This is a genomic window from Rhizobium sp. ZW T2_16, from assembly GCF_044987325.1.
Lineage (GTDB): Bacteria > Pseudomonadota > Alphaproteobacteria > Rhizobiales > Rhizobiaceae > Neorhizobium > Neorhizobium cellulosilyticum.
This window is the reverse complement of the sequence record NZ_JBJDRG010000009.1, coordinates 133,754-157,053: the sequence shown is the minus strand read 5'-3', so window position 1 is coordinate 157,053 and position 23,300 is coordinate 133,754. Positions and strand designations below refer to the sequence as shown.

Annotated in this window: 26 protein-coding genes; 15 read left to right on the top strand and 11 right to left on the bottom strand. The window is 58.3% G+C overall.

Annotated features, from left to right (window positions below; translation table 11 throughout):
- The first annotated feature begins 108 nt into the window (after positions 1–108).
- The 6 genes from pobA (at position 109) to ACI3K0_RS20590 (ending at position 5,956) form a co-directional block, all read left to right on the top strand.
- On the top strand, positions 109–1,281 hold the full coding sequence (pobA, locus tag ACI3K0_RS20615) for a 4-hydroxybenzoate 3-monooxygenase (protein ID WP_206829033.1): 1,173 nt from the start codon (positions 109–111) through the stop codon (positions 1,279–1,281).
- Between the two features lie 85 nt (positions 1,282–1,366).
- Positions 1,367–2,539 (top strand): ABC transporter substrate-binding protein, encoded by a 1,173-nt coding sequence (locus ACI3K0_RS20610; protein WP_206829032.1) that lies wholly within the window; start codon positions 1,367–1,369, stop codon positions 2,537–2,539.
- Positions 2,540–2,603: 64 nt separating this feature from the next.
- Positions 2,604–3,467 (top strand): branched-chain amino acid ABC transporter permease, encoded by an 864-nt coding sequence (locus ACI3K0_RS20605; protein ID WP_148144150.1) that lies wholly within the window; start codon positions 2,604–2,606, stop codon positions 3,465–3,467.
- Complete coding sequence (locus ACI3K0_RS20600) at positions 3,464–4,498, top strand: branched-chain amino acid ABC transporter permease (RefSeq protein ID WP_148144151.1); 1,035 nt, start codon at positions 3,464–3,466, stop codon at positions 4,496–4,498. Before ACI3K0_RS20605 ends, ACI3K0_RS20600 begins: the two co-directional genes overlap by 4 nt.
- Complete coding sequence (locus ACI3K0_RS20595) at positions 4,495–5,259, top strand: ABC transporter ATP-binding protein (RefSeq protein ID WP_148144152.1); 765 nt, start codon at positions 4,495–4,497, stop codon at positions 5,257–5,259. The genes ACI3K0_RS20600 and ACI3K0_RS20595 overlap by 4 nt, the downstream gene beginning before the upstream one ends.
- Entirely contained in the window at positions 5,240–5,956 is a 717-nt protein-coding gene (locus tag ACI3K0_RS20590; RefSeq protein WP_148144153.1) for an ABC transporter ATP-binding protein, read from the top strand. Before ACI3K0_RS20595 ends, ACI3K0_RS20590 begins: the two co-directional genes overlap by 20 nt.
- Positions 5,957–5,995: 39 nt before the next feature.
- Here the strand turns inward: ACI3K0_RS20590 and pcaF are convergent, their stop codons facing one another.
- The 3 genes from pcaF to ACI3K0_RS20575 are packed head-to-tail and all read right to left on the bottom strand — an operon-like array spanning position 5,996 to position 8,605.
- On the bottom strand, positions 5,996–7,201 hold the full coding sequence (gene pcaF / locus ACI3K0_RS20585) for a 3-oxoadipyl-CoA thiolase (RefSeq protein WP_206829031.1): 1,206 nt from the start codon (positions 7,199–7,201) through the stop codon (positions 5,996–5,998).
- A gap of 10 nt (positions 7,202–7,211) precedes the next feature.
- The gene (locus ACI3K0_RS20580) at positions 7,212–7,901 is read right to left on the bottom strand and encodes a CoA transferase subunit B (RefSeq protein WP_404946125.1); all 690 of its coding nucleotides are present in this window, start codon (positions 7,899–7,901) and stop codon (positions 7,212–7,214) included.
- Positions 7,898–8,605 (bottom strand): 3-oxoacid CoA-transferase subunit A, encoded by a 708-nt coding sequence (locus ACI3K0_RS20575; protein ID WP_404946124.1) that lies wholly within the window; start codon positions 8,603–8,605, stop codon positions 7,898–7,900. The genes ACI3K0_RS20580 and ACI3K0_RS20575 overlap by 4 nt, the downstream gene beginning before the upstream one ends.
- Positions 8,606–8,742: 137 nt before the next feature.
- On the opposite strand from ACI3K0_RS20575, the gene ACI3K0_RS20570 reads away from it, so the two are divergent.
- Positions 8,743–9,504: an IclR family transcriptional regulator C-terminal domain-containing protein gene (locus ACI3K0_RS20570; RefSeq protein ID WP_404946123.1), complete on the top strand. Its 762-nt coding sequence runs from the start codon at positions 8,743–8,745 to the stop codon at positions 9,502–9,504.
- A gap of 30 nt (positions 9,505–9,534) precedes the next feature.
- On the opposite strand, the gene pcaQ is transcribed toward ACI3K0_RS20570, so the two are convergent.
- The gene (gene pcaQ, locus ACI3K0_RS20565) at positions 9,535–10,449 is read right to left on the bottom strand and encodes a pca operon transcription factor PcaQ (RefSeq protein WP_404946122.1); all 915 of its coding nucleotides are present in this window, start codon (positions 10,447–10,449) and stop codon (positions 9,535–9,537) included.
- 93 nt (positions 10,450–10,542) lie between these two features.
- Between pcaQ and pcaD the strand changes: the two genes are divergently transcribed.
- The 5 genes from pcaD to ACI3K0_RS20540 are packed head-to-tail and all read left to right on the top strand — an operon-like array spanning position 10,543 to position 14,231.
- On the top strand, positions 10,543–11,352 hold the full coding sequence (gene pcaD / locus ACI3K0_RS20560; protein WP_206829028.1) for a 3-oxoadipate enol-lactonase: 810 nt from the start codon (positions 10,543–10,545) through the stop codon (positions 11,350–11,352).
- Entirely contained in the window at positions 11,349–11,738 is a 390-nt protein-coding gene (gene pcaC, locus ACI3K0_RS20555; RefSeq protein ID WP_148144160.1) for a 4-carboxymuconolactone decarboxylase, read from the top strand. Before pcaD ends, pcaC begins: the two co-directional genes overlap by 4 nt.
- A gap of 24 nt (positions 11,739–11,762) precedes the next feature.
- On the top strand, positions 11,763–12,512 hold the full coding sequence (gene pcaH, locus ACI3K0_RS20550) for a protocatechuate 3,4-dioxygenase subunit beta (RefSeq protein ID WP_148144161.1): 750 nt from the start codon (positions 11,763–11,765) through the stop codon (positions 12,510–12,512).
- A 2-nt stretch (positions 12,513–12,514) separates the two neighbouring features.
- Positions 12,515–13,126: a protocatechuate 3,4-dioxygenase subunit alpha gene (gene pcaG, locus ACI3K0_RS20545; protein ID WP_206829040.1), complete on the top strand. Its 612-nt coding sequence runs from the start codon at positions 12,515–12,517 to the stop codon at positions 13,124–13,126.
- Positions 13,127–13,166: 40 nt separating this feature from the next.
- Positions 13,167–14,231, top strand: coding sequence for a 3-carboxy-cis,cis-muconate cycloisomerase (locus ACI3K0_RS20540; RefSeq protein WP_404946121.1), 1,065 nt, complete (start codon positions 13,167–13,169; stop codon positions 14,229–14,231).
- A 40-nt stretch (positions 14,232–14,271) separates the two neighbouring features.
- Here the strand turns inward: ACI3K0_RS20540 and ACI3K0_RS20535 are convergent, their stop codons facing one another.
- The 7 genes from ACI3K0_RS20535 to ACI3K0_RS20505 all read right to left on the bottom strand — a co-directional run bounded on the left by ACI3K0_RS20535 (position 14,272) and on the right by ACI3K0_RS20505 (position 19,722).
- The gene (locus ACI3K0_RS20535; protein WP_404946120.1) at positions 14,272–15,321 is read right to left on the bottom strand and encodes a Gfo/Idh/MocA family protein; all 1,050 of its coding nucleotides are present in this window, start codon (positions 15,319–15,321) and stop codon (positions 14,272–14,274) included.
- A gap of 10 nt (positions 15,322–15,331) precedes the next feature.
- The gene (locus ACI3K0_RS20530; RefSeq protein WP_206829039.1) at positions 15,332–16,159 is read right to left on the bottom strand and encodes a shikimate dehydrogenase; all 828 of its coding nucleotides are present in this window, start codon (positions 16,157–16,159) and stop codon (positions 15,332–15,334) included.
- A 34-nt stretch (positions 16,160–16,193) separates the two neighbouring features.
- Complete coding sequence (locus tag ACI3K0_RS20525; protein ID WP_148144279.1) at positions 16,194–16,925, bottom strand: amino acid ABC transporter ATP-binding protein; 732 nt, start codon at positions 16,923–16,925, stop codon at positions 16,194–16,196.
- A gap of 72 nt (positions 16,926–16,997) precedes the next feature.
- Entirely contained in the window at positions 16,998–17,639 is a 642-nt protein-coding gene (locus ACI3K0_RS20520; protein WP_404946119.1) for an amino acid ABC transporter permease, read from the bottom strand.
- Positions 17,640–17,651: 12 nt separating this feature from the next.
- On the bottom strand, positions 17,652–18,320 hold the full coding sequence (locus ACI3K0_RS20515; RefSeq protein WP_112502128.1) for an amino acid ABC transporter permease: 669 nt from the start codon (positions 18,318–18,320) through the stop codon (positions 17,652–17,654).
- 21 nt (positions 18,321–18,341) lie between these two features.
- Complete coding sequence (locus ACI3K0_RS20510; protein WP_183686522.1) at positions 18,342–18,785, bottom strand: type II 3-dehydroquinate dehydratase; 444 nt, start codon at positions 18,783–18,785, stop codon at positions 18,342–18,344.
- A 106-nt stretch (positions 18,786–18,891) separates the two neighbouring features.
- On the bottom strand, positions 18,892–19,722 hold the full coding sequence (locus ACI3K0_RS20505; RefSeq protein ID WP_404946118.1) for a transporter substrate-binding domain-containing protein: 831 nt from the start codon (positions 19,720–19,722) through the stop codon (positions 18,892–18,894).
- Positions 19,723–19,923: 201 nt separating this feature from the next.
- Here ACI3K0_RS20505 and ACI3K0_RS20500 point away from each other — a divergent pair, with 201 nt between their 5' ends.
- From ACI3K0_RS20500 to ACI3K0_RS20490, 3 genes are all read left to right on the top strand, one after another.
- A complete protein-coding gene (locus ACI3K0_RS20500; protein WP_404946117.1) occupies positions 19,924–21,813 on the top strand; it encodes a bifunctional sugar phosphate isomerase/epimerase/4-hydroxyphenylpyruvate dioxygenase family protein in 1,890 nt (629 codons plus the stop codon).
- A 94-nt stretch (positions 21,814–21,907) separates the two neighbouring features.
- Positions 21,908–22,582 (top strand): GntR family transcriptional regulator, encoded by a 675-nt coding sequence (locus tag ACI3K0_RS20495; protein ID WP_183829897.1) that lies wholly within the window; start codon positions 21,908–21,910, stop codon positions 22,580–22,582.
- Positions 22,583–22,584: 2 nt separating this feature from the next.
- Positions 22,585–23,289 carry a GntR family transcriptional regulator gene (locus ACI3K0_RS20490; protein ID WP_404946116.1) on the top strand — a complete coding sequence of 235 codons (705 nt, stop codon included), beginning with the start codon at positions 22,585–22,587 and terminating at the stop codon, positions 23,287–23,289.
- Positions 23,290–23,300 lie beyond the last annotated feature (11 nt).

The window sequence follows — 23,300 nt, the reverse complement described above, 5'->3', positions numbered from 1 at the left end:
ACCGCTCCTCCCGATGTTCGAAAAGTACAATTAAAAGAACAGAGCGTCTCTTTCGCCGCAACTCCCAATCATGGAATTTGCAATTATCAGTTTCGTTGGGAGGCGTGATTGAGGCATCAAGTCGTCATCATAGGCGCAGGACCGTCGGGCCTGCTGCTTGGCCAGCTTCTGACCGAAGCGGGGATCGACAATCTCATCCTCGATCGGGTGAGCAAGGAGTATATCCTCGGCCGCGTTCGAGCCGGGGTACTTGAGGAAGGGACCGTCAAGCTTCTGAACCAGGCGGGCGCCGGTGCACGGATGGCCGCCGAAGGGCTGCCGCATGATGGTTTCGATCTTGCTTTCGACGGTCGCGATCATCGGATCGATCTCAACGAATTGACCGGCGGCAAGCGGGTGATGGTTTACGGTCAGACAGAAGTCACGCGCGACCTGATGGATGCACGTGAACGAAGCGGTGCGCATGCCGTCTATGAGGCTGACGACGTGCAGCCGCATGATTTTTCCGGAACAGACCCCTATGTAACTTATCGAAAAGACGGCATAACACATCGTATCGATTGCGATTTCATCGCGGGCTGCGACGGATTCCATGGAACGAGCCGCAGGTCGGTTCCCGAGGCCGCATTAAACCTCTTCGAGAAAGTTTATCCGTTCGGATGGCTCGGCATCCTCGCGGATGTCGCTCCGGTCAGCCACGAACTGATATATGCAAATCATCCGCGCGGCTTCGCACTGTGTTCGATGCGCTCAGCAAGCCGCAGCCGTTATTACATACAATGTCCTCTCGATCAGAAAGCGGAAGACTGGAGCGACGACCGGTTTTGGGACGAACTGCGGCGCAGGCTACCGCCGTCCCATGCCGAAGCTCTTGTAACCGCTCCGTCATTCGAGAAGTCGATTGCTCCGCTGCGTTCCTTTGTGGCAGAGCCCATGCGCTTTGGCCGTCTGTTCCTTGTTGGCGATTCCGCTCACATCGTTCCGCCCACCGGTGCCAAGGGCTTGAACCTTGCCGCAAGCGACGTGCATTATCTCTTCAATTCTTTGCGCGAATATTATCTGGAAGGGTCCGAGGCAGGACTGAATTCCTATTCGAAAAAAGCTCTTGCACGGGTATGGAAAGCTGTACGCTTTTCGTGGTGGATGACGACCATGCTGCATCGCTTTCCGGAGACGAGTGAATTTGATCAGAAAATTCAGGAAGCGGAGCTCGATTATCTAACCCATTCCCGGGCCGCGTCCACCGCTCTGGCAGAAAACTACGTGGGATTACCGTTTTAGCGTGGACGACAGCAACGGGTAGCATTGTTGCAATTCAAAGGGCACGATGTTGGAGGCGGGCCCTGTTTAACCGGGAGGAATGAACATGAAAAAGGCTGCAATTACCGCTTTCGCGGTCATGACTTTGTGCGGAACCGCTTCCGCCGACGTCATCAAGGTCGGCGTGGTTGGTCCCTTCTCTGGGCCCTTCGCCCTGCAGGGCAAGAACTTCAAGGCGGGAATAGACGCCTATATCGCACTTCACGGTAACAAAATTGGCGACGATACGGTCGAAATTGTCTACCGCGATATTCCGACAGCGGACCCTGCCCAGTCCAAGGCTCTCGGCCAGGAACTGATCGTCAAGGAAAAAGTTCAATATCTTGCAGGCTTCTACTTTACTCCGGATGCAATGGCGGTCACGCCGATCCTCAAGCAGGGCAACGTGCCCATGGTCATCATGAACGCTGCAACATCGGCCATCATGAAGACCAGCCCTCTGGTCGTCAGAACCTCGTTCACCACCTGGCAGACCTCCACGCCCATCGCAAAGGTTGCTTCCGATGCAGGCGTCAAGAAGATCATTTCGGTCGTCAGTGACTATGGACCGGGTGTCGATGCCGAAAATGCGTTCAGAAAGGCCTTCGAAGAAGCCGGCGGGAAGATCGTGGAGGCAATACGAATGCCGCTTTCCACAAACGATTTCAGCCCGATCATGCAGCGTATCAAGGATTCGGGCGCAGAAGGTGTGTTCGCCTTCCTGCCTTCCGGCCCGACCACGCTCGGCTTCGTCAAGGCGTTCAACGACAATGGTCTGAAAGCGGCCGGCACCAAGTTCTATGCGCCGGGTGACCTGACCCAGGAGTCGGATCTGCCGGCACTGGGCGACGCTGCATTGGGAATACAGACGACGTTCCATTATGCCGTTTCTCACGATTCCCCCGAAAACAAGACCTTCGTCGAGGCAGCGACCAAGGCGATCGGCAACGAAGCGGAACTGTCCTTTCCTTCCGTCGGCGCGTTCGATGGCATGCATGTCATCTACAAGATGATCGAGGCGACGGGCGGCAAGCAGGATGCCCAGAAAGCCGTCGATGCCGTCAAGGGACTGGCCTGGACAAGCCCTCGCGGCCCTGTCTCCATCGATCCGGAAAGCCGTCACATCACCCAGAACATCTATCTTCGGGAAGTGGCAAGGGGTTCGGATGGCAAATACTTCAACAAGGAGGATCAGACCTTCGAGAAGCAGGGCGATCCGGGTCTGGCCGCCGCGAAGTAAGCGGCCGACGGTTTCACAGATCGGCAGGCCAGAGTTGGCCTGCCACTCATGAACAGGATTTCTGATGCAGACAGTCTTCAGCATTGCTGTCGACGCACTTGCCTATGGCATGGTGCTGTTCGTCATATCCATCGGCCTTTCGGTGACCATGGGCCTGATGCGTGTCGTGAACCTCGCCCATGGCGGCTTTGCCATGATCGGCGGTTACATAGCCTCCTATGTCGCGCGGGACTTGGCCCTCGGATACGGACTTGCATTGATCGCGGCGGTCGTCTTCACGATCCTGATCGCCATTCCGATCGAACGTCTTCTTTATCGGCGGATCTACGGTCAGCCGGAACTGACACAGGTGCTGATGACGATCGGGATAACCTTCTGCATCATCGGAATTGCCAATTTCGTCATGGGGCCAACGCTGAAGACCATTCCGCTTGCACCTTCACTACAAGGGTCTGCCGACCTCGGCTTCCGCACCATACCCATCCATCGCCTTTTTGCGATCGCCTGCGGCCTGGCCGTGGCGCTCGGCCTCTGGTACGCGATCGAGAAGACAAATTTCGGCATCAAGCTTCGTGCGTCTGTCGACAATGCCGCAATGGCTGCGGCGCTGGGCGTGAGAACGGAAATCGTCTACGCGGTTAGCTTCGCGGCGGCTGTGGGTCTTGCGGCTTTCGGCGGAGTGGTCGGATCGGAATTCCTGCCGGTGGAACCCTATTATGCACTCCGCTACATGGTGACGTTTCTGGTCGTGGTATCGGTCGGCGGAGCCGGCTCCATCCCTGGCGCACTGGCAGCTTGTCTTCTACTTGGGGCGATCGATACGACCGGCAGGTATCTCATGCCGGAATTCGGCGAATTCTTCTTCTATCTTGCCGTCATCGCAATCATCTGTGTCTTTCCGAGTGGCCTGGCGGGACGCGCAAAATGACAGAGAAGACCAACTCCACGTTAGCCGCCGGCGCTGCAACGACCAGAAGCCGCCTGCGGGCCGGCTTCATCAAGCGAGACCTTTACGGCTTTGCTGCCATCGTCATTGTCGCCGCGGCTGGCTATGTCCTCTTTCCCGACAACCTCGCGTTGCTCACGCGTATCATCGCGATTGCCCTTCTCGTATTGTCGCTTGATCTCGTGACCGGCTATTGCGGTGTTGCGACCCTTGGCCAGGCGGCGTTGTTCGGATCGGGCGCCTATGCGGCAGGCATACTCTCCGCGCATTATGGGATAAATGATCCGCTGCTGATGACACTGGGCGGGATATTTGCGGGTGCGGTCGCAGGACTTATCTGTGGCATCGTGATGCTGCGGGCACACGGTCTCCCGCAGCTCGTGCTATCGATCGCTCTTGTCTACCTGTTTCATGAATTCGCCAACAAGGCGTCTTCCTGGACCGGCGGAAGCGACGGATTGTCGGGCATCGTACTCGACCCGCTCTTTGGCCTCTACGAGTTCGATCTCTTCGGCCATACGGCCTATTTCTTCGGTGTGGTCCTGCTTCTCATCGTATTCACGTTGCTGCGCATCGTCGTTCGCTCGCCCTTCGGCATGCTCTGCCGTGGCATCAAGGAGGATCCCGTGCGGATAAGGGCACTCGGCGCCTCTCCCCATAAAGCTGTGATAAAGATGTACATCATTTCAGGCGCGGTGGCCGGAACCGGGGGTGCGCTCAGTGCCATCTCAACCCAGGTTGTCGCACTCGACGCCCTGTCGTTCACACAATCGGCAGAAGCGCTCGTCATGCTTGTCCTTGGCGGAACAGGTTCCCTGTTCGGCGCTCTGGTCGGGACCGTGATCTTCATGCTGTTTGAGGACTTCGTATCGGCCGCCAACCCGTTTCACTGGCTGACGATGGTTGGCGCGCTTCTCATCGTCGTCGTCCTTTTCGCCCCTAAGGGCATTTTCGGAACGGTGCAGGATCTCCTCTCTGTAAGAAAGAACACGACCGGGGAGACGCGGCCATGAGCGCGGTATTTGAAGTCATCAACCTGAAGAAGGCGTTCGGCGGACTCGTTGTCACAAACGACGTCTCGCTCTCCATGGTGGCAGGCGACCGGGTGGCGCTCATTGGCCCAAACGGAGCCGGCAAGACGACCTTCGTCAATCTCGTCACCGGCGCCCTGAAACCGAGTTCCGGTGAGGTGCGACTTCGAAACGAGCCGGTCACCCGGATCGGACCAACCGGCCGGGTTCAGCGTGGCCTCGTTCGCTCATTCCAGGTGACCCGGCTTTTCCAGGACATGACACCGGCCGAACATGTGGGGCTCGCGGTTCTCCAACGGACAGGAAAATCGGCTGAACTACATGGCAATTTTCTCACCCGTCCGGCGGTGATGGAAGAAGTCTATGACCTGCTTGAAAGACTGGGCCTTTATTCGCTCGCACATAGAAAGGTGCGGGAGATCGCCTACGGGCAGCAGCGGCTTCTGGAACTGGCCATCGCGCTTGCCTTAAAGCCCAGCGTCCTCCTGCTCGACGAACCAGCTGCCGGCGTTCCGCAAAGTGACACGGGACGTATCGAGGAAGCGCTCGCAAACCTGCCCGCCGATCTCGCCGTGGTGATGATCGAACACGACATGGACCTGGTGTTCCGATTTGCCAAACGGGTGGTCGTGCTTGCCGCAGGGACCATTATATTCGACGGCCTTCCCGCCGACGTGACAAAGGATGCCCGCGTCCGCGAGGCCTATCTCGGGAGCTACGCCAATGCCGGCCTCAATGCTTAAAGTCGAAAACCTTTCCGCCGGTTATGGCCCGACCCGAATTCTGGAATCGATTTCGTTTTCTGTGGCTGCTGGTCGTCGGCTCGCCGTTCTCGGTCGCAACGGGATGGGGAAGACGACGCTCTTCGCGACGCTTGCGGGCCAGACCCGCCGTTATGGCGGGAGGATAACGATAGGGGACATCGATCTCAGCTCGATGTCAAGTGCCGCGCGGGCTCACGCGGGCCTCGGATATGTGCCGCAGACGCGGGACATATTCCCGAGCCTTAGCGTCGAGGAAAACCTGACTGTCGGCTTGAAGAAACGGAAGAAGGACGCGATCGAGGAAGGCTATGCTTTGTTTCCCCGGCTGAAAGAGCGTCGCAGGAACCTCGGCAGCCAGCTGTCCGGTGGCGAACAACAGATGCTGACCACGGCGCGCACGATCCTCGGCCGACCCGCGGTGCTGCTGCTCGATGAACCGCTTGAAGGCCTGGCTCCCGTGATCTGCGAGGAGCTCATGGTGGTGTTTTCGGAACTTGCGGCTTCCGGAGACATGACGATCCTGCTCGTCGAGCAGCGGATTCAAAGCGCTCTCGACTTTGCCGACGAGGTCATCGTGCTAGAGCGTGGCCGTATCGCCTGGAACGGTACCCCTTCCGCGCTGTCGCAGGATCACGAGGCGGTGGAACGTTTGCTCGGCGTGGGCGGCCTGCATTAGCCTGCCGCCTGCCTTGCTGTTTTCCTGCCGAAAAAGCGGTCAGGCGCGCCCGAGAGCGAGCGCGATACCCTGCCCCACACCTATGCACATGGTTGCGAGCGCGTGGTTACCCCTGCCGGACGAAAGTTCCAGAGCGGCCGTGCCGGCAATTCTCGCACCCGTCATGCCCAGCGGATGTCCAAGCGCGATGGCCCCGCCATTCGGGTTGACGCGCGGATCGTCATCGGCAATGCCGAGTTCGCGCAAGGTTGCAAGGCCCTGGGAGGCAAAGGCCTCGTTCAGTTCGATGACATCGAACTGATCCTGCGTCAGGCCGAGCAATGCCATCAGCTTTTTGGAAGCAGGCGCCGGGCCGATACCCATGACACGTGGAGGAACGCCCGCTGTCGCTCCGGCCAGAACCCGCGCAATCGGCGTCAGCCCGTATTTTCTGACAGCTGTTTCCGAAGCGATAATCAGCGCCGCGGCACCATCGTTGACGCCGGAGGCGTTGCCGGCCGTCACTGTTCCGCCTTCCTTCTTGAAGGGAGTACCAAGTTTGGCGAGCGCTTCGATCGTGGTCGCGCGCGGATGCTCGTCTTTCGAGATGACCAGTGCCTCACCCTTGCGCTGGGGGATGGCGACCGGCGTGATTTCGCGGGCAAGCCGGCCGGTTTCCTGGGCGGCAGCGGCCTTGTTCTGACTGCGCAGAGCAAAAGCATCCTGATCTTCGCGAGAGATCCGATAATCTTCCGCAACATTTTCGCCGGTTTCGGGCATGGAATCGACGCCGTAAAGCTTCTTCATCAGCGGATTTACGAAGCGCCAGCCGATTGTCGTGTCGTAGATCTCCGCGTTGCGCGAAAACGCGGCGTCGGCCTTCGGCATGACGAACGGTGCCCGGCTCATGCTTTCGACGCCGCCCGCAATCATCAACTCCGCCTCACCCGACTTGATGGCGCGCGCCGCAGTGATGACGGCATCCATTCCCGAACCGCACAGACGGTTGATGGTCGTGCCCGTGACGGACACAGGAAGCCCGGCCAGAAGCAGAGACATGCGCGCGACATTGCGGTTGTCCTCGCCCGCCTGGTTGGCGCATCCAAAGATCACGTCGCCAACCGCCTCCCAGTCGATGCCGGCATTTCGCTCGATGAGCGCCTTCAGCGGTATGGCGCCGAGGTCGTCAGCCCTCACTGAGGAAAGCGTGCCGCCGAAACGACCAATCGGGGTGCGGATGTAGTCGCAGATAAAAGCCTCGGCCACTGTATTCTCCTCAGACTTCGGGCACGATGAGATCCGCGACCGAACCCGTGATATGCAACGGAGCGTCCGTCATCGACTGCAGTTCTTCTATGCTCAATGCGGCAAGTTTTTCTCGCAGCACGAAGCGTCCTTCAACGATCTCGATGACGGCATGACTGGTGTAAACCCGGGTGACACAGGCCAAGCCGGTCAGCGGAAACGTGCATTTTTCCACGAGCTTGGGTTCGCCGTTCTTTGTCACATGCTCGGTGATGACAAAGACCTGTTTGGCGCCATGCACGAGATCCATGGCGCCACCGACTGCCGGAACGCCCTTCGAGCCGACACGCCAGTTTGCCAGATCCCCGCTTTGCGCAACCTGCAATGCCCCAAGGATCGCAACATCGAGATGGCCGCCGCGCACCATCGCGAAGCTGTCCGCATGATGGAAGAACGAAGCGCCCTGCTTCAGCGTCACTGCCTTTTTGCCGGCATTGATGAGGTCCCATTCCTCTTCGCCTGGCTTCGGCGCCTCGCCGAAATCGAGGATGCCGTTTTCCGTGTGGAAGATCGCCTCCCGGCCGGGCGGCTGGTAACGGGCGACCATTTCGGGAAAGCCGATACCCAGATTGACATAGGCGCCGTCGACAATGTCCTGCGCCGCGCGCCAGGCGATCTGGGCGTTGGTCAGCTTGATCTCTTCTTGAGCGATGCTGGTCATGCGTAGGTCACTCCGGCGCGAATGAGTTCCTCTTCCTGGCGAGGCTGCGAAACCTCGACGACGCGATCGACGAAAATTCCGGGCGTGACCACATGTTCGGGGTCGATTTCGCCCGCCTCGACGATCCTCGAAACCTGAACGATCGTGCTGGCGGCCGCCATGCACATCAGCGGATTGAAGTTACGAGCCGCCTTGTTGTAGGTGAGATTGCCATGACGGTCGCCGAGATGAGCCTTGATGATGGCGAAGTCAGCCTTCAGCCACCGTTCCTGGACGTAACGCCGACCGTCGAATTCGCCGATCGGCTTGCCTTCCGCGAGCTCCGTGCCGTAAGCGGTCGGGGTGTAGAATGCCGGTATGCCGGCGCCTCCGGCACGGATGCGTTCCGCAAGCGTGCCTTGCGGCACAAGTTCGAGTTCGATTTCTCCGGCCAGGTACTTATCGGTAAAGGCGCGCGGATCGGACGATTTCGGGAACGAGCAGATCATCTTTCGGACCATGCCCGCGTCGATCATCGCCGCAATCCCGATACGGCCATTGCCGGCATTGTTGTTGATGACCGTCAGGTCCTTTGGACCGTTGTCGATTAGCGCGTGGATGAGTTCGATCGGAGCGCCGGAGCCACCGAAGCCGCCGATCATCACTGTCGCTCCGTCGCCTATTTCGGACACAGCCGCCGCCAGGCTCTGGCTAGTCTTGTTCATCCGCCACCTCCCTTGATGATGGGCCTCGTCCTCTGTCGAAGCCTCTCGAAAACCTACCCCTCGACTTTCTCGACCTCAACGTTTTTGTGCGATATGATGCATTTGTTGCATTATCGCACAACCTCGGAGTTATGATATTGAATGTGAAGCAGAGTGACATGATGGGCGGATTGGCGAAGGGGCTTCGCGTGATCGAAGCTTTTACCGCCGAAACGCCTCGATTGAGCATTTCGGAAGCGGCAGAAATCTCCGGCCTGGATCGAGCAACCACCCGCCGTTGTCTGCTGACGCTCGCTGAACACGGATATTGTGCTTATGACGGCAAGTTCTTTACGGTCACTCCGCGCGTCCTGCGTCTCGGTACCGGCTGCCTGGCATCCATGCCGCTGCCGCGCATCGTTCAGCCATGGCTCGATCAGTTATCCGAACAGATTGGCCAGAGCACGTCCGTCGCCATCCTGGATGGTGCAGAGATCGTCTACGTCGCGCGTGCTGCGCAGCGGAAGGTGATGTCGATTGCGCTCATGCCAGGGTCGCGTCTTCCCGCTTATTGCACGTCTCTCGGACGTGTCATGCTTGCAGCCCTTCCCGAAACTCAAGCGATTGAACTTCTGAACTCCCATCCGCTTCAGGCAAGAACCGCCCATACGCTCCACACTATCGATGACGTCTTGAAGGAACTCGCGCTGGTTCGAACGCACGGTTATGCCGCAGTCGACCAGGAGGTCGAGCAGGGATTGAGATCCGTCGCAGTGCCGGTGAAAAACGCGCGCGGCGTCGTGGTCGCGGCATTAAACACGGGACTGGCCGTCTCGAGCGCCCCTATGGCTTCTGTCATCGAAACCTACCTCCCGTCACTTCAGCAGGTAAGTCGCGAGCTTCGCGGAGTGCTCTCGTAGCGCCTCGGGAGATTGAGGCAGGCAAGTGAGCTAACGGGAGCCTGCAGCTTCTCGTATGGTCTGTATCAAAAGCGACATCGCGATGGAGGGGATTGCGTCAGTCCGCATTGTCAGCCCCACGGGCCCTTGGGTATCGCTTGTATCGATCGGCAATGCCTGCATTAGCCCCGTCCCGATATCGCGGGACACAACCCCGGACGATATGATCCACACCGCGTCGCTCGACAGCACGAATGCTCGACCGAAAGAGTCTGAAACGGTCTCGATCTGGTTCGGCAGACTTGAAATGCCGTTGGCGATGAGTAGCCGATCGACAAAGGGCCGAATGATCGACGACGTGGTCGGCATCAGGATCGGATAGTCGCCGAGTTCGGAAAACGATGAATGCCCCGACGTCAGGATCGGATGGCCGGCACGGACGGTAAACACCACCCGTTCGGAATAGAGGTGCTCGAAGATAAATCCCGCCATCCTGTCAGCCCCCGCCAGTCGGCCGATGACAAGATCGAGGTCGCCGAAGCGCAGTTGTTCCAGCAGCACCGAGTTTTCGCCGGTGACGATCTTGATGCGGCTCCCGGTCTTTTCCTTCAGAAAAAGTTCCACGGCCCGCGGCATGATGTGGCTGGAAACTGTCGGTAGCGCACCGATCCGTATCAACGGCGCTTCTCCAACACGTTCCTGCGAAACTGAATCGACACCCTGTCGAAGAGCGGCGATCGCCGCACCGGCATGTTTCAGGAATACCTCGCCATAACGCGATAGCCGGATGCCCCTGCCCTCGCGCTCCACAAGCGCGACACCGAGCGCCTCTTCGAGCTCCCGAATGGTCTTGGTAACCGCCGGCTGGCTGACATTCAGAAAACCGGCCGCCTTGACGACGCTCTTGTGACGAGCAACCTCGATAAAGGCTTGGAGATGACGAAACTTAACGTTTGGCTCGCTCATCGAATACATAACCATTCGGATATAAAAAACACCTAAAAAGTCATTTTACCTAACCGAGCCAATATACCAAGATAATTCAGGGAGAGATTTTCAATGCAGTTTGCGCGCGTCAATGACGTCACGATCCACTATCAGGTTATTGGAGGACCGGCGGATAAACCGGTCATCGTATTCGCCAATTCGCTCGGCACGGATTTTCGCATCTGGCGGGATGTCATCGTGCGCCTCGCCGGCGACTTCCCGATCATCCTTTACGACAAGCGTGGCCATGGCCTGTCCGATATCGGCAAGCCCCCTTATTCGATCGAGGATCATGCAGCGGATCTTGCCGGCCTCCTGGATCTGCTCAACGTGCGCAACGCCGTGATCTGCGGCCTTTCCGTTGGAGGGCTTATTGCGCAGGCGATCTACCAGACACGGCCCGAGTTGGTGAAGGCGCTGATACTCTGCGATACTGCCAGCAAGATCGGCTCTGCCGATATGTGGAACGCGCGTATTGCGGCCGTCGAAGAGCACGGCATCGCAAGCATCGTCGATGCGGTCATGGAAAAGTGGTTCACCCCCGCTTTCCGCAGCCCGGACAACATCGCCTTTCACGGTTATCGCAACATGCTGGCTCGCCAACCGATCGAAGGTTATGCGGCAACCTGCGCTTCAATTCGTGATGCCGATTACACCGAGGCCGCTGCACGCATTGTCGTGCCGACCCTCTGCATCGTCGGCGACCAGGATGGCTCAACGCCGCCAGACCTCGTCAGGAATACGGCAGAACTTATCCCCGGCGCGCGTTTCGAGATCGTCAAGGATGCAGGTCACATTCCCTGCGTCGAACAGCCCGAAGCTTTGACCGATCTGATCCAAGACTTCATCAACACCACCAATACCGCAGGGGAGGCTCAATGACTGAGGTTGAGACATACCGACACCGCCTGGGCATGGAGACACGACGTTCCGTGTTGGGAGATGCCCATGTCGATCGAGCGATCGCCAACGCCACTGAATTCGACGAGCCGTTCCAGGCGCTGATCACGGAAGCCGCCTGGGGACATGTCTGGTCACGTCCCAACTTCACCAAGCGGGAACGATCGATCATCACGATCGCGCTTCTGGCAGCACTCGGCCAGGACGAGGAAGTTGCCATGCATGTGCGGGCCACCGCCAATACTGGCGCTTCGCGGGAAGATGTTCGCGAGGCCCTGCTGCATGTCGCTATCTATGCAGGCGTACCTGCCGCAAACCATGCCATAAAGATCGCCAAGCGCGTCTACGAACAGATGGACGCCGAATAGACATCGGGGGAGGAGACCTTAGGGATGTCCGCTAATTCGAACAAACAGCCGGAGACCGGTGGATTTTTCGCGCGCGACCGCGCCTGGCACGCGCCCGCCCTGACACCGGAATACAAGACCTCGATCCTGCGTTCGCCGCAGCGCGCCTTGCTGTCTCTCGACGGCACGATCTCGGAAATCACCGGCCCGGTTTTCGGCCATTCAATGATCGGCGAGTTGGACAATGACCTGATCCACAACTACGCCCGGCCGGGAGAAAGTGCCATCGGCGAGCGGATAATCGTTCATGGCCGCGTGCTGGACGAGCGAGGCCAACCTGTTCGCGGTGCCTTGCTGGAATTCTGGCAGGCCAATGCCGGCGGCCGTTATCGCCACAAGAAAGAAACCTATCTTGCCGCGATCGACCCCAATTTCGGCGGTTGCGGCCGTGCGATCACCGACGACGACGGGCGTTACGCGTTTCGCACCGTCAAGCCCGGCCCCTATCCATGGCCGAACGGCGTCAACGACTGGCGTCCTGCCCATATCCATTTCTCGGTCTTCGGACATGGCTTCGCCCAGCGCCTGATTACCCAGATGTATTTCGAGGGCGACCCGATGATCTGGAAATGTCCGATCGTCAACACGATCCCGGATCGCAAAGCGATCGAACAACTGATCGCACCGCTGGACTGGGGTCAGACGATCCCGATGGATGCGCGCGCCTACAAATTCGATATCGTGCTGCGCGGACGCCGCTCGACCCTTTTTGAAAACCGGCTGGAGGGCAACTGATGGTGCAGGAGCTTCACAGGTTGAAGGAAACACCGTCGCAGACCGCCGGCCCCTATGTCCATATCGGACTGACGCCGAATTACTGCGACATTCGCGGCGTCTATGACGGCGATCTCGGAACCACGATGGTCAACGATCAGACGCTGGGCGAACGCATCACCGTGCGTGGCCGCATCTTTGACGGCGCCGATACGCTTGTGCGGGATGCTATTGCCGAAATTTGGCAGGCGGACAGCGCCGGTCTCTACAACAGCCCGTCGGAAATGCGCGGCACCGCTGATCCGAACTTCACCGGCTGGGGCCGTTGTCCGACGAATGCCGAGAATGGTTATTTCCAGTTCGAGACGATCAAACCCGGCAAGGTTCCGTTCAAGGACGGACGCCCCATGGCGCCGCATATCACGCTCTGGATCGTTGCTCGCGGCATCAATATCGGTCTGCATACACGCATCTACTTTTCCGACGAGGCGGAAGCGAACGCCATCGATCCGCTGCTGTTACGCATCGAACATCGCCAGCGGGTCGAGACAATGGTCGCACAGAAGGACGGCAGCATCTATACGCTCGATATCCATCTCCAGGGACCGAAAGAAACCGTATTCCTCGATATCTGACGCTGCGCCCAACCGGCTGCCTACCCGACATGGAGACATGATGGCCTTCTCTCCCTTCGAGCATCCCTTCCTGTCGGGTCTCCTCGGCGATGAGGAAATCGCTCGCCACCTTTCAGCCGATGCGGACATCAAGACCATGCTTCGTTTCGAAGCCGCTTTGGCGCGGGCACAGGCGGGGCTGGGACTTATCCCCGCAGCTGCTGCGGAACAGATTGCGGCGGCATGCGGTACATTCGAACCCGATCTCGCACGGCTGAAGGCAGCCGTCGGGACGGATTCCGTCGTCATCCCCGAACTCGTCAAACAGCTTAGGCAGGCGGTCGGCGGCGATGCGGCCAACCATGTCCATTTCGGCGCAACCAGCCAGGATGCCATCGACACGAGCCTGATGCTTCGGATGAAGGCGATCCATGCGATCTTCACTGAGCGAATAAGGCAGATAGTTGCGCTTCTGGATGGTCTCGATGAACGCTTCGGATCAAACCCGCTGATGGGCTTTACCCGTATGCAGGCGGCCATTCCGATCCGCGTTTCTGATCGAGTGGAAAGCTGGCGTGGCCCGCTCGCGCGACAACTCACAGCGCTGAACAACCTAGTGTTTCCGGTCCAGCTCGGCGGTGCGGCCGGTTCTCTCGACAAGCTGGGACTAGATGGGGCCGCGGTGCGTGCCGCGCTTGCTGAAGAACTGGGGTTGGCGGACATACGGCAATGGCAGAGCCAGCGAGACGGAATTGCGGATATCGGCCATCACCTGTCATCGGTTACGGGCGCACTCGGCAAGATTGGGCAGGATCTCGCGCTGATGGCCCAGTCGGGCCGCGAAATTTCCATGAGCGGTGGCGGAAAATCCTCCGCCATGGCGCATAAACAGAATCCGGTCGGGGCAGAAACACTGGTGGCGCTTGCTCGCTTCAACGCCGTCCAGCTTTCAGGATTGCATCAGGCCATGGTGCATGAGCAGGAGCGTTCAGGAGCAGCCTGGACACTCGAATGGCTGATCATGCCACAGATGGCCATGGCGACTGCTGCCTCACTGCGGCTGGCGAGAGAAACGCTCAGCAAAATCGAACGAATCGGAATGTTGGACTCCGACTCGTCCAATTGATCCTATGGCCCCATCGACCAGGAAGCCCCAGCGACGCGTGTCATAGATCGGCAGGACTGACCGGTCGCCTCTCCCGGCCCGACCGCGCAATCGCCAGTATCGTCGCCAGGGTCATCATTCCATCATGGGCAGAGACCAGGGGTTTGGCGTCACCCGTTACCACTTTCATGAAATGGGCAAGCTGATTGACATAGGCCCGGCTGCCATCCAGCGTGACGTGCCGCTTGACCAGCGGATCCTGCCAATGCCCCTCTTCCGCCTCATGCTTCCAAAGATCCATTGACGGCAATGCCAATGCAGCTCTGGTGCCGGAGAAGAAATAGGCGTTTTCCGGCTGATGCGGGAAATACAGCGCCTGCCCGGCGGCCGTATCCCAATTGTAGGGCGAAACGGCCGTGTCGCTCATGAGGACCGTGCCAACCGCACCAGATGAAAAGCGCAGGCTGACGCTGGCGCTATCCTCCACCTCGAAGCCTCGCACCAAATTTGAGGTGAAGGCCATGACTTCTGCGATATCACCACAGACAAACCGCAGGCAATCGATGTCGTGAATAAGGTTGATGAGCAATGGCCCGCCACCGGCTTGCCGGCGCCAGGCGGCATCGAAATAAGCCTCCGGCTTGTCGGCCAGCCACATGGCGTGGACCCCGACAAGGCGACCGAGATGCCCCTCTTCGATCAATTGCTTGGCCTTGGCGATGTCGGGGCTATGACGGCGCTGGTGTCCCACTAGAATTGGCACATCGGCTCGTTCTGCCGCCGCCACCAGATCCCTTGCAGCTTCGAGCGTATCCGCCACAGGCTTTTCCACCAGACACGGGATGTCGCGTTCAACACAGGCGATTGCCGCTTGAGCATGAAGAGCATTTGGCAGAGCAATGATCACGCCATCTGGCCGCATCTCGTCCAGCATGGTCCGATAATCGAGATAGTGTCTGGCCCCGAACTCACTTGTAACCAGTTCCGCGGCAGGCGCTGGGTCTGAGATTGCGACAAGCTCTGCACCGGGCGTTGCTGCAATTAGCGCGGCATGTTCACGCCCGATCAGGCCACCTCCCATGATCGCAAATCTGATTGCATCATCTGGCATCCCAGTTCCCTCACAATCTGGCAACGGCGCGAAGTTCCTCCGCTGTCGTGATGGGAAGATCGAAGAATTCGAGATAGGCCGGTATCTGCTCGAACAGCATGTCTGTTCCGACCTGATATTCGCAGCCGCGAGCGCGCGCCGCAGCCAGGAACGGCGTTATCTCACGGCTCAGCACCACCTCTCCAACGAAGGCTGAAGGCGCGATCCGGGATACATCGAAAGGCAGCGGATCATTGTCATTCATACCGAGGGGCGTGGCGTTGATGACGATATCGTAGCCGTTTGGATCGGTCTTGCCGGCTTCCACACGCAACCCCGGATAATGACGACGCAACCGGTCCACGAGGCCCTGCATCATGGGGATGGAGGCATCGGAAAGCGCCAGTTCTGCCAATCCCGCTTTGGCAAGCGACGCGGCGATCGCCGAGCCGACACCTCCGGCACCGGCCATGATCGCTCTCTTGCCCTCGATCTCCCGCCCTCTGCGCAGCATCCCGCGGACGAAACCTTCCCCGTCGAACATATCGCCGACAAGGCCGCCGTCCGATCCGATTTTCACTGCGTTGCAGGCTCCAGCAACCTGCGCATTGGTGGAAATTTCGTCCAGCAATCCCATGGTGGTGATCTTGTGCGGCATGGTGATCAGCGCGCCATGGATATTGGAAAGGCGGAAGACCAGTTTCAGAAATGCCTTGTAGTCATCCGGCCGGCATCCCATCGGCACCACGACCGCATCGATACCGTTTTTCTCGAAATAGGGATTGTAGATCAACGGCGCCTTGAAGGAATGCGTCGGGAAACCGAGATGTGCGATGAGTTTTGTGTTGCCGCTTATCATCGGCTTTACCTTCCGGCTATGAAACTGTATCGCATCAATGCCGCCCGAGGATTTCGCCAAGGAACTTCCGGGTGCGTTCATGTTTCGGATTGGAGAAGAATTCGGCCGGAGGCGCCTCCTCGACGATCGCGCCGCTTGCCATGAAGATGACGCGATCGGCAACCTGACGTGCGAAACCCATTTCATGGGTCACGCAGATCATCGTCATTCCCTCTTCGGCCAATGCGATCATCGTATCGAGCACTTCCTTGACCATTTCCGGGTCAAGTGCGGATGTCGGCTCGTCGAACAGCATCGCCTTGGGCCGCATGCAGAGGGCACGCGCAATGGCGACGCGCTGCTGTTGACCGCCGGAAAGCTGAGCGGGGTATTTTTCGGCCTGCTCGGAGATCTTGACGCGCTCCAGCAAGGTGCGGGCACGATCCTCGGCTTGCGCCTTGTCGATACCGAGCGATCTCATCGGTGCCAGCATGCAGTTCTGCAACACGGTCAAATGCGGGAAGAGATTGAACTGCTGGAAGACCATGCCGACCTCGCGGCGAACCGCATCGATCGTCTTCGATCCATGTCCGAGCATGATGCCGCCGACATGGATGTCACCCTTCTGATAGGCCTCCAGGTGATTGATGCAGCGGATAAGCGTGGACTTGCCGCTTCCCGAGGGGCCGCAAAGCACGATCTTCTCGCCCTTCGCGACAGACATGTTGATATTGTCGAGAGCCTTAAAGGCGCCGTACCATTTTTCCACGCCCGACAGGGAGATCATCGGCTCCGTGGTCGTTGCGCTATTCATTGTCTGGTTCATCCATAAAACTCCGGATTTCTCGACCGGCACGGCCTAGCGGCTGGCGGTCAGGAATTTGCGTTCGAGATGGGCGCCGTAGATGGTCAGCGGGCAGCACATCAGGAAGTAGAGGGCTCCAACCACGCCGAAGACGGTCAATGGCTGGAAGATCTGGTTTGAGATGATGTTGCCGGCGCGGGTCAGTTCGGTGAAACCGACGATCGAAGCGAGCGATGTTCCCTTGATGAGCTGCACCAGGAAGCCAATCGTGGCCGGAAGCGAGATCCGTATCGCCTGGGGAAGGACGACATCCTTCATCCGCGAGACGTAACCCAGGCTCAACGCCTTGGCGGCCTCCGTCTGCCCACGCGGCACCGCTTCAATCGATCCTCGCCAGATTTCCCCCAGAAAGGCACTTGCATGGAGGGTCAAGCCGACCGACACCGCAGCCCACGCATCCATCTGGATGCCGATCAGGGCTAGTCCGTAATAGACGACGAAAAGCTGCATCAAAAGCGGCGTGCCCTGGAATACCGCGATATAGCCGGCCGTCAGGCGCTCGACGATGAAGATGCTGGAGGTGCGCGCCAAAGCGACTATCAGCCCCGCAATACTGCCACATATGAAGGCGACCACGGACAGCGCGACTGTCCATTTCAGGCCTGCCAGAAGGAAAAGGAATTCTTCGCGTCCCATTCGATTTCCTCCTTATCTGACCGGGTAGCTGAAATAGCGGGAGGAGAAGAGCGCGAAGATGCGCATCATCACCCAGGAGATGACGAGGTAGAACGCCGTCACTGTGAAATAGACCTCGAAGCTGCGGAAGCTGTCGGACTCGATCCGTTGCGATACCGAGGTCAGTTCGTAGGCCGAGATGGCGGATGCGATGCTGGTCGTCAGCGTCAGCAGGATGAACTGGCTCGTCAGGGAGGGATAGATCGCCCTCAGTGCCGGCTTGAGGATGATCAGGCGGAAGACCTGAGCCTTGTGCAGCCCGAGCGCCAGTCCCGCCTCCATCTGCCCCTTCGAAATGGACTGCACGCCACCACGAATGATTTCGATGGCATAGGCGCCGCCATTGATGCCAAGCGCGATGATCGCGGTCGGCGTCGGATCGAGCCGGATGCCGGCCAGCGGCAGCGCAAAATAGATGAAGAAGATCTGCACCAGAAACGGCGTGTTGCGGATCAGTTCGACGAAGCCGATCACGAGCCAGCGCAAAGGCTTGAATGGCGACTGGCGCAAAATGACGCCGCCGATGCCGATCACGATCGCCAGAAGCATGCCGCAAATGGCCAGCGTGAATGTTCCGAGACAGGCCCATAGAAGGTTTGGCAGACCGTCGATGACCGGAGTGAAATCAAGGGTATAGTTCATGAAATCTCCTGCGGCGCGTTCTCAGGACGGCTCGACCATGTCGGCCATGGCTTCGATCGCCAGTTCGTAACCGCGGGCTCCGAAGCCGATCATGATGCCGGTCGCGGTGCGTGAAATTAGGGAGTTGTGATAGATGCTCTCGCGGGCATGCACGTTGGATATGTGCAGCTCTATCTTCGCGCCGTCGAAAGTCTTCAGTGCGTCCAGCAGGGCGATGGACGTGAAAGTGTATCCGGCCGGATTGATGATGATGCCACAAGCATCCTTTCGCGCCTGATGGACGGATTCCACCAGTTCGCCCTCGAAATTCGTCTGGCGAAAATCGACCGAGAAACCCAGAGACGCGGCTTTCGCCTCGCATCGCTCGCGAATGTCGCCAAGGGTTGTCGTGCCGTATATGGACGGCTCCCGCTCACCCAGAAGATTGAGGTTGGGTCCGTTAAGGACAAAGATCGTCTTGTTCATGAAGAAAACTCCGGGAAGCGTCGGCGCAAGGATTTGCCATGCGCCGACGCTGGCACCTCATTCGGGTGCCACCACGCGAAATTCAGAGTTTACGAAGAGCTGAAGCTCACTTCGCGGTGAACGGAATACCTTCAAGGCTCTTCGGGAATTCCGGCACCGGAACCTTCATCCACTTGTCGTAGATCTTCTTCAGTTCACCATTGCCTTTGATCTTGTCGATGAACTCGTTTACCGCGACATTGATCTCTTTCTCGCCCAAGCGCGTGCAGGCGCCGTTGTAGAGCTTCTGGAATTCGAGCTTGTTTTCGAATTTGCCCGGAACAGCCTTCTCGACGCGATCGAGATAGAAGATGTTGCCGCCGAGCGCGTCGACCTGGCCGGAAGCCAACGCCTGAACGCTTGCTGCGTCGCCGTCATACCGGCGAATGGTCGCGGTAGGCGGGGCATTCTTAGTGACCTGAGTATCCTGGGCTGCACCCTTGGCGACGCTGATCGTCAAGCCGGCCATGTCATCATTCGTCTTGATCGACTTGTCCTTCGGCCCGATCAGGACGATGGCGTTCGCATTGTAAGGTTGGCTGAACTGCACGGCCTTGGCGCGATCCGGCAACATCGCCATTGTCGCGAACAGAATGTCGACGCGGCCTGATGTGAGTGCGGGAATGCGGTTGTTGACTTCGAGCGGAACGAATTCCACCTCGACGCCGAGTTCCTTGGCGAACAGGGCGCCCATTTCGGCATCAAAGCCGTCCTGCTTGCCTGCGCTCGTGACAAAACCCCAAGGCGGGTTGTCGCCCTGGATGCCCACGACCAGCTTACCCTTGGCCTTGATCTCGGCCGGCGTGATAGCTGCAGCCGGCTGCGAAAGCGATGCTGCGGCGATAATTGCCGCGGCGCCCAACAAGGCGCGGCGCCGTTTCAATTTGAATCCAAACATTAGGTGCTCCTCCTCTGATGGCCCAAAAGGCCTGCCAGCTCTCCTCCAGCTGGTAACACATCAAAATTGACATAAGCCCATTTTCAAATCAACAGAGTTTTTCTATAATCTCAGACAAAATGCATTTCGACATTTGTGTGGAAAATTGCATTACGATTTTTTTGCAGTGCAAAAAGCGGATTGTTTCAGGAGGAGGAAACAATGAAAACATCGATTGCCACGGTGTCGATCAGCGGAGAGTTTCCCGAGAAACTGGCGGCCATTGCAGCAGCCGGGTTCGACGGGGTGGAGATTTTCGAAAATGATTTCCTGGCCTTCGACGGCAGTCCAGCCGATGTCGGACGAATGGTTCGCGACCACGGACTGGAAATCACGCTTTTCCAACCGTTCCGGGATTTTGAGGGCATGCCGGAACCGTTGCGCAGCCGGACTTTCGATCGCGCCGAGCGCAAGTTCGACATCATGCAGCAACTCGGCACCGACCTCGTCCTCGTCTGCTCCAATGTTTCGCCTGCATCGCTTGGCGGTATCGATCGGGCTGCAGCAGATTTCCACGAATTGGGCGACCGGGCGGCGAAGCGCGGGCTTCGCGTAGGTTATGAGGCTCTCGCATGGGGCCGGCATATCAATGACCACCGCGATGCCTGGGAAATCGTGCGGCGCGCCGATCATCCCAATATCGGCCTCATACTCGACAGTTTTCACACCCTGTCACGAAAGATCGACGTCGGATCGATCCGCTCCATACCAAAGGACAAGATTTTCATCGTGCAGATGGCTGACGCGCCGCTGATCGAGATGGATCTGCTCTACTGGTCACGCCATTTCCGCAACATGCCGGGCGAAGGCGACCTGCCGGTAAGGGAGTTCACCGAAGCCATCGCCGCGACGGGCTATGATGGTTATCTGTCGCTGGAAATCTTCAATGACCAGTTCCGCGGCGGCTCTCCAAAGACGATTGCGGCCGACGGTCACCGTTCGCTTGTCTATCTCGGCGATCAGGTTCGTCGAAATCCGGATGCCTCAACACTAACCGTCCCGGAAATGCCGGATCGCGCCGACGTGAAGGGCATAGGGTTCGTCGAGTTCTCTGCCGATGAAAAAGACAGCGAAAACCTTGCCGCCATTCTCAAGACGCTAGGCTTCAGAAAGACTGCGGTTCATCGCTCCAAGAAAGTCGCGATTTTCGAGCAGGGCAAAATCCGCCTTTTGCTCAACACAGACGAAAAGGGCTTTGCAAACGCCTCCTTTGCAGTACACGGCACGTCTGCCTATGCGGTCGCACTGATTGTCGATGATGCGGGCGCGGCCTATGCGCGCGCAATCGCGCTCGGCGCCGAACCATTCGAGCAGTTGGTCAGCCAAGGCGAAGTGCAGATCGCGGCGATCCGCGGTGTCGGCGGCGGACTGATCTATTTCCTCGACGAGAAAGGCAACCTTGGCCGTTTCGCGGAGATCGACTTCACGCCGGCTTCCGAAGACGCGGACATCGCCGCAGCGCATCTTGCCCATATCGATCACGTTGCCCAGACCGTCGCTTACGATGAGATGCTGACCTGGCTGTTGTTCTACACCTCCATATTCGAAGCCGATAAGACGCCGATGGTCGACATCATCGACCCGTCCGGGGTGGTGCGCAGCCAGGTGGTCGAAAATAAGTCAGGCAGCCTGCGCTTGACACTGAATGGAGCGGAGAACCGCCGCACATTGGCTGGCCATTTCATCGCGGAACGGTTCGGCTCGGGCATACAGCACCTCGCTTTTCACACCGAGGACATCTTCGAGACAGTTGCCGCGTTGCGCAAAAACGGCTTCGAACCCCTGCCCATATCTCCGAACTATTACGGCGATATAGAAGCTCGATTCGGCCTGGACCCGGCCCTGACGGAGCGATTGAAGGCCGACAATATTCTCTACGACAGAGACGACCACGGCGAATATTTCCAGATTTACAGCACGACGTTCGGTGAAGGCTTCTTTTTCGAGATCGTGCAACGTAGCGGCTATCGCGGATATGGCGCGGCCAACGCCATCTTCCGCATTGCTGCATTGAAGAAGGCTCTCAGGCCGGAAGGCTTGCCGAGGCTTTGATCGATGGTGGGCCAATCTGTTGAGCGTGACCGGGTGGGTTTAAACGAGCAGACAAAATATGTATGAGGATTGAGAAAATCTCCGAGATGCGCACATGCTTTCCGATCTAGCCACCGAAACCGTTGCCGAAAACAGCTACAAGCGAATTCGAGCCGATATCATATTCGGGCGCCTCGCTCCCGGTCAGAAGCTTAAGCTCGAGAAGCTCAAGGAGACTTATGACACCAGCGTCAGCACGCTGAGGGAGATCCTCAACCGTCTTGCCTCCGAAGGACTTGTCGTGGCGGAGGGCCAACGCGGCTTTCATGTGGCGCCGATGTCATCGACCGATTTGAAAGAGATCGCCGCACTGCGCCTGCTATTGGAGACACACGCGCTGGAGCAATCCTTCGAGAGGGGTGACGTCGACTGGGAAGCACGGCTCGTATCTGCGCATTACAAACTTGCCCGCATGGAGAGCGTCATGGCCAGCGGCGATACCAGTCAGACGGAAGACTGGAAGCGTTATGACTGGGAATTTCACCAGGCTCTGATTTCCGCTTGTGGGTCGAGATTGCTGATGGAAACCCATGCCGCCATTTTCGATAAATATCTCCGCTACCAAATGGTTGCCCTCTCCTATCGCGGCAAGATCGCTGCAGACGAACACAAGCGTCTTCTGGACGCTGCCCTCGAGCGAGACCAGAAGACGGCGAAAAAGATCCTCGGCCTGCACATTGAGGGAGGCGTGGAACATGCTTTGGCGAGAAAGTCGCCGCTTCAGGATTGATCATGCGTGAAGAACGATCATTTGAGCACGAACGGGTGAACGACCTCAGCGAAAGCGTCAGCGATGCGGTCTTTCGCCGGTTGCGACAGGACATCATACTCGGGACCTTGCCGCCAGGCTCCAAGATCAAGCTTGAAAAGGCTCGCGAGCGATACTCGATCAGCATTTCGTCACTACGTGAGATCCTTTGCAGATTGTCGGCAGAGAATCTTGTGCTTGCAGAAGGGCAGCGTGGATTTGAGGTCAGTCCAGTATCCAGGCGAGAACTGACAGAGCTGGCCGACCTTCGCATCGTGTTGGAATGCCATGCTATCGGCCTTTCATTCGCCACCGGAGATCTTGAGTGGGAAGGCTCGATCGTGGCCGCGCATCATCGATTGGCTGCGGTGGAGCGCAGGCTTCTCGCTGGAGATATTGCCCGCACGATCGACTGGGTCAGATGTGACTGGGAGTTTCACCGGGCGATCGTAGCGGCAAGCAAGTCGACAACGCTTCTGCAAAACCTGTCCTCGGTCTTCGATCGTTTCCTTCGATATCATATGCTCGCTGGCAGTTTTCGAGGCAATGCGGTCGTCGACGATCACAAGCTGCTATTTGAACGGGCGCTTGCGAGAGACGCAGATGGCGCAAGGCAGATCATCACCAGCCACGTACAGAGGGGCGTTGAGCATATTTTGAAAGAACCGGGGTTTCTTCTGAACATTTGACAGATGCTTGA

Coding starts and splice junctions, on each gene's coding strand:
- ACI3K0_RS20610 (WP_206829032.1), top strand. CDS start 1,367: ATGAAAAAGGCTGCAATTACCGCTTTCGCGGTCATGACTTTGTGCGGA.
- ACI3K0_RS20605 (WP_148144150.1), top strand. CDS start 2,604: ATGCAGACAGTCTTCAGCATTGCTGTCGACGCACTTGCCTATGGCATG.
- ACI3K0_RS20600 (WP_148144151.1), top strand. CDS start 3,464: ATGACAGAGAAGACCAACTCCACGTTAGCCGCCGGCGCTGCAACGACC.
- ACI3K0_RS20595 (WP_148144152.1), top strand. CDS start 4,495: ATGAGCGCGGTATTTGAAGTCATCAACCTGAAGAAGGCGTTCGGCGGA.
- ACI3K0_RS20590 (WP_148144153.1), top strand. CDS start 5,240: ATGCCGGCCTCAATGCTTAAAGTCGAAAACCTTTCCGCCGGTTATGGC.
- ACI3K0_RS20580 (WP_404946125.1), bottom strand. CDS start 7,901: ATGACCAGCATCGCTCAAGAAGAGATCAAGCTGACCAACGCCCAGATC.
- ACI3K0_RS20575 (WP_404946124.1), bottom strand. CDS start 8,605: ATGAACAAGACTAGCCAGAGCCTGGCGGCGGCTGTGTCCGAAATAGGC.
- pcaQ (WP_404946122.1), bottom strand. CDS start 10,449: ATGAGCGAGCCAAACGTTAAGTTTCGTCATCTCCAAGCCTTTATCGAG.
- pcaD (WP_206829028.1), top strand. CDS start 10,543: ATGCAGTTTGCGCGCGTCAATGACGTCACGATCCACTATCAGGTTATT.
- pcaC (WP_148144160.1), top strand. CDS start 11,349: ATGACTGAGGTTGAGACATACCGACACCGCCTGGGCATGGAGACACGA.
- pcaH (WP_148144161.1), top strand. CDS start 11,763: ATGTCCGCTAATTCGAACAAACAGCCGGAGACCGGTGGATTTTTCGCG.
- ACI3K0_RS20540 (WP_404946121.1), top strand. CDS start 13,167: ATGGCCTTCTCTCCCTTCGAGCATCCCTTCCTGTCGGGTCTCCTCGGC.
- ACI3K0_RS20535 (WP_404946120.1), bottom strand. CDS start 15,321: ATGCCAGATGATGCAATCAGATTTGCGATCATGGGAGGTGGCCTGATC.
- ACI3K0_RS20530 (WP_206829039.1), bottom strand. CDS start 16,159: ATGATAAGCGGCAACACAAAACTCATCGCACATCTCGGTTTCCCGACG.
- ACI3K0_RS20525 (WP_148144279.1), bottom strand. CDS start 16,925: ATGATCTCCCTGTCGGGCGTGGAAAAATGGTACGGCGCCTTTAAGGCT.
- ACI3K0_RS20520 (WP_404946119.1), bottom strand. CDS start 17,639: ATGGGACGCGAAGAATTCCTTTTCCTTCTGGCAGGCCTGAAATGGACA.
- ACI3K0_RS20515 (WP_112502128.1), bottom strand. CDS start 18,320: ATGAACTATACCCTTGATTTCACTCCGGTCATCGACGGTCTGCCAAAC.
- ACI3K0_RS20510 (WP_183686522.1), bottom strand. CDS start 18,785: ATGAACAAGACGATCTTTGTCCTTAACGGACCCAACCTCAATCTTCTG.
- ACI3K0_RS20505 (WP_404946118.1), bottom strand. CDS start 19,722: ATGTTTGGATTCAAATTGAAACGGCGCCGCGCCTTGTTGGGCGCCGCG.
- ACI3K0_RS20500 (WP_404946117.1), top strand. CDS start 19,924: ATGAAAACATCGATTGCCACGGTGTCGATCAGCGGAGAGTTTCCCGAG.
- ACI3K0_RS20495 (WP_183829897.1), top strand. CDS start 21,908: ATGCTTTCCGATCTAGCCACCGAAACCGTTGCCGAAAACAGCTACAAG.
- ACI3K0_RS20490 (WP_404946116.1), top strand. CDS start 22,585: ATGCGTGAAGAACGATCATTTGAGCACGAACGGGTGAACGACCTCAGC.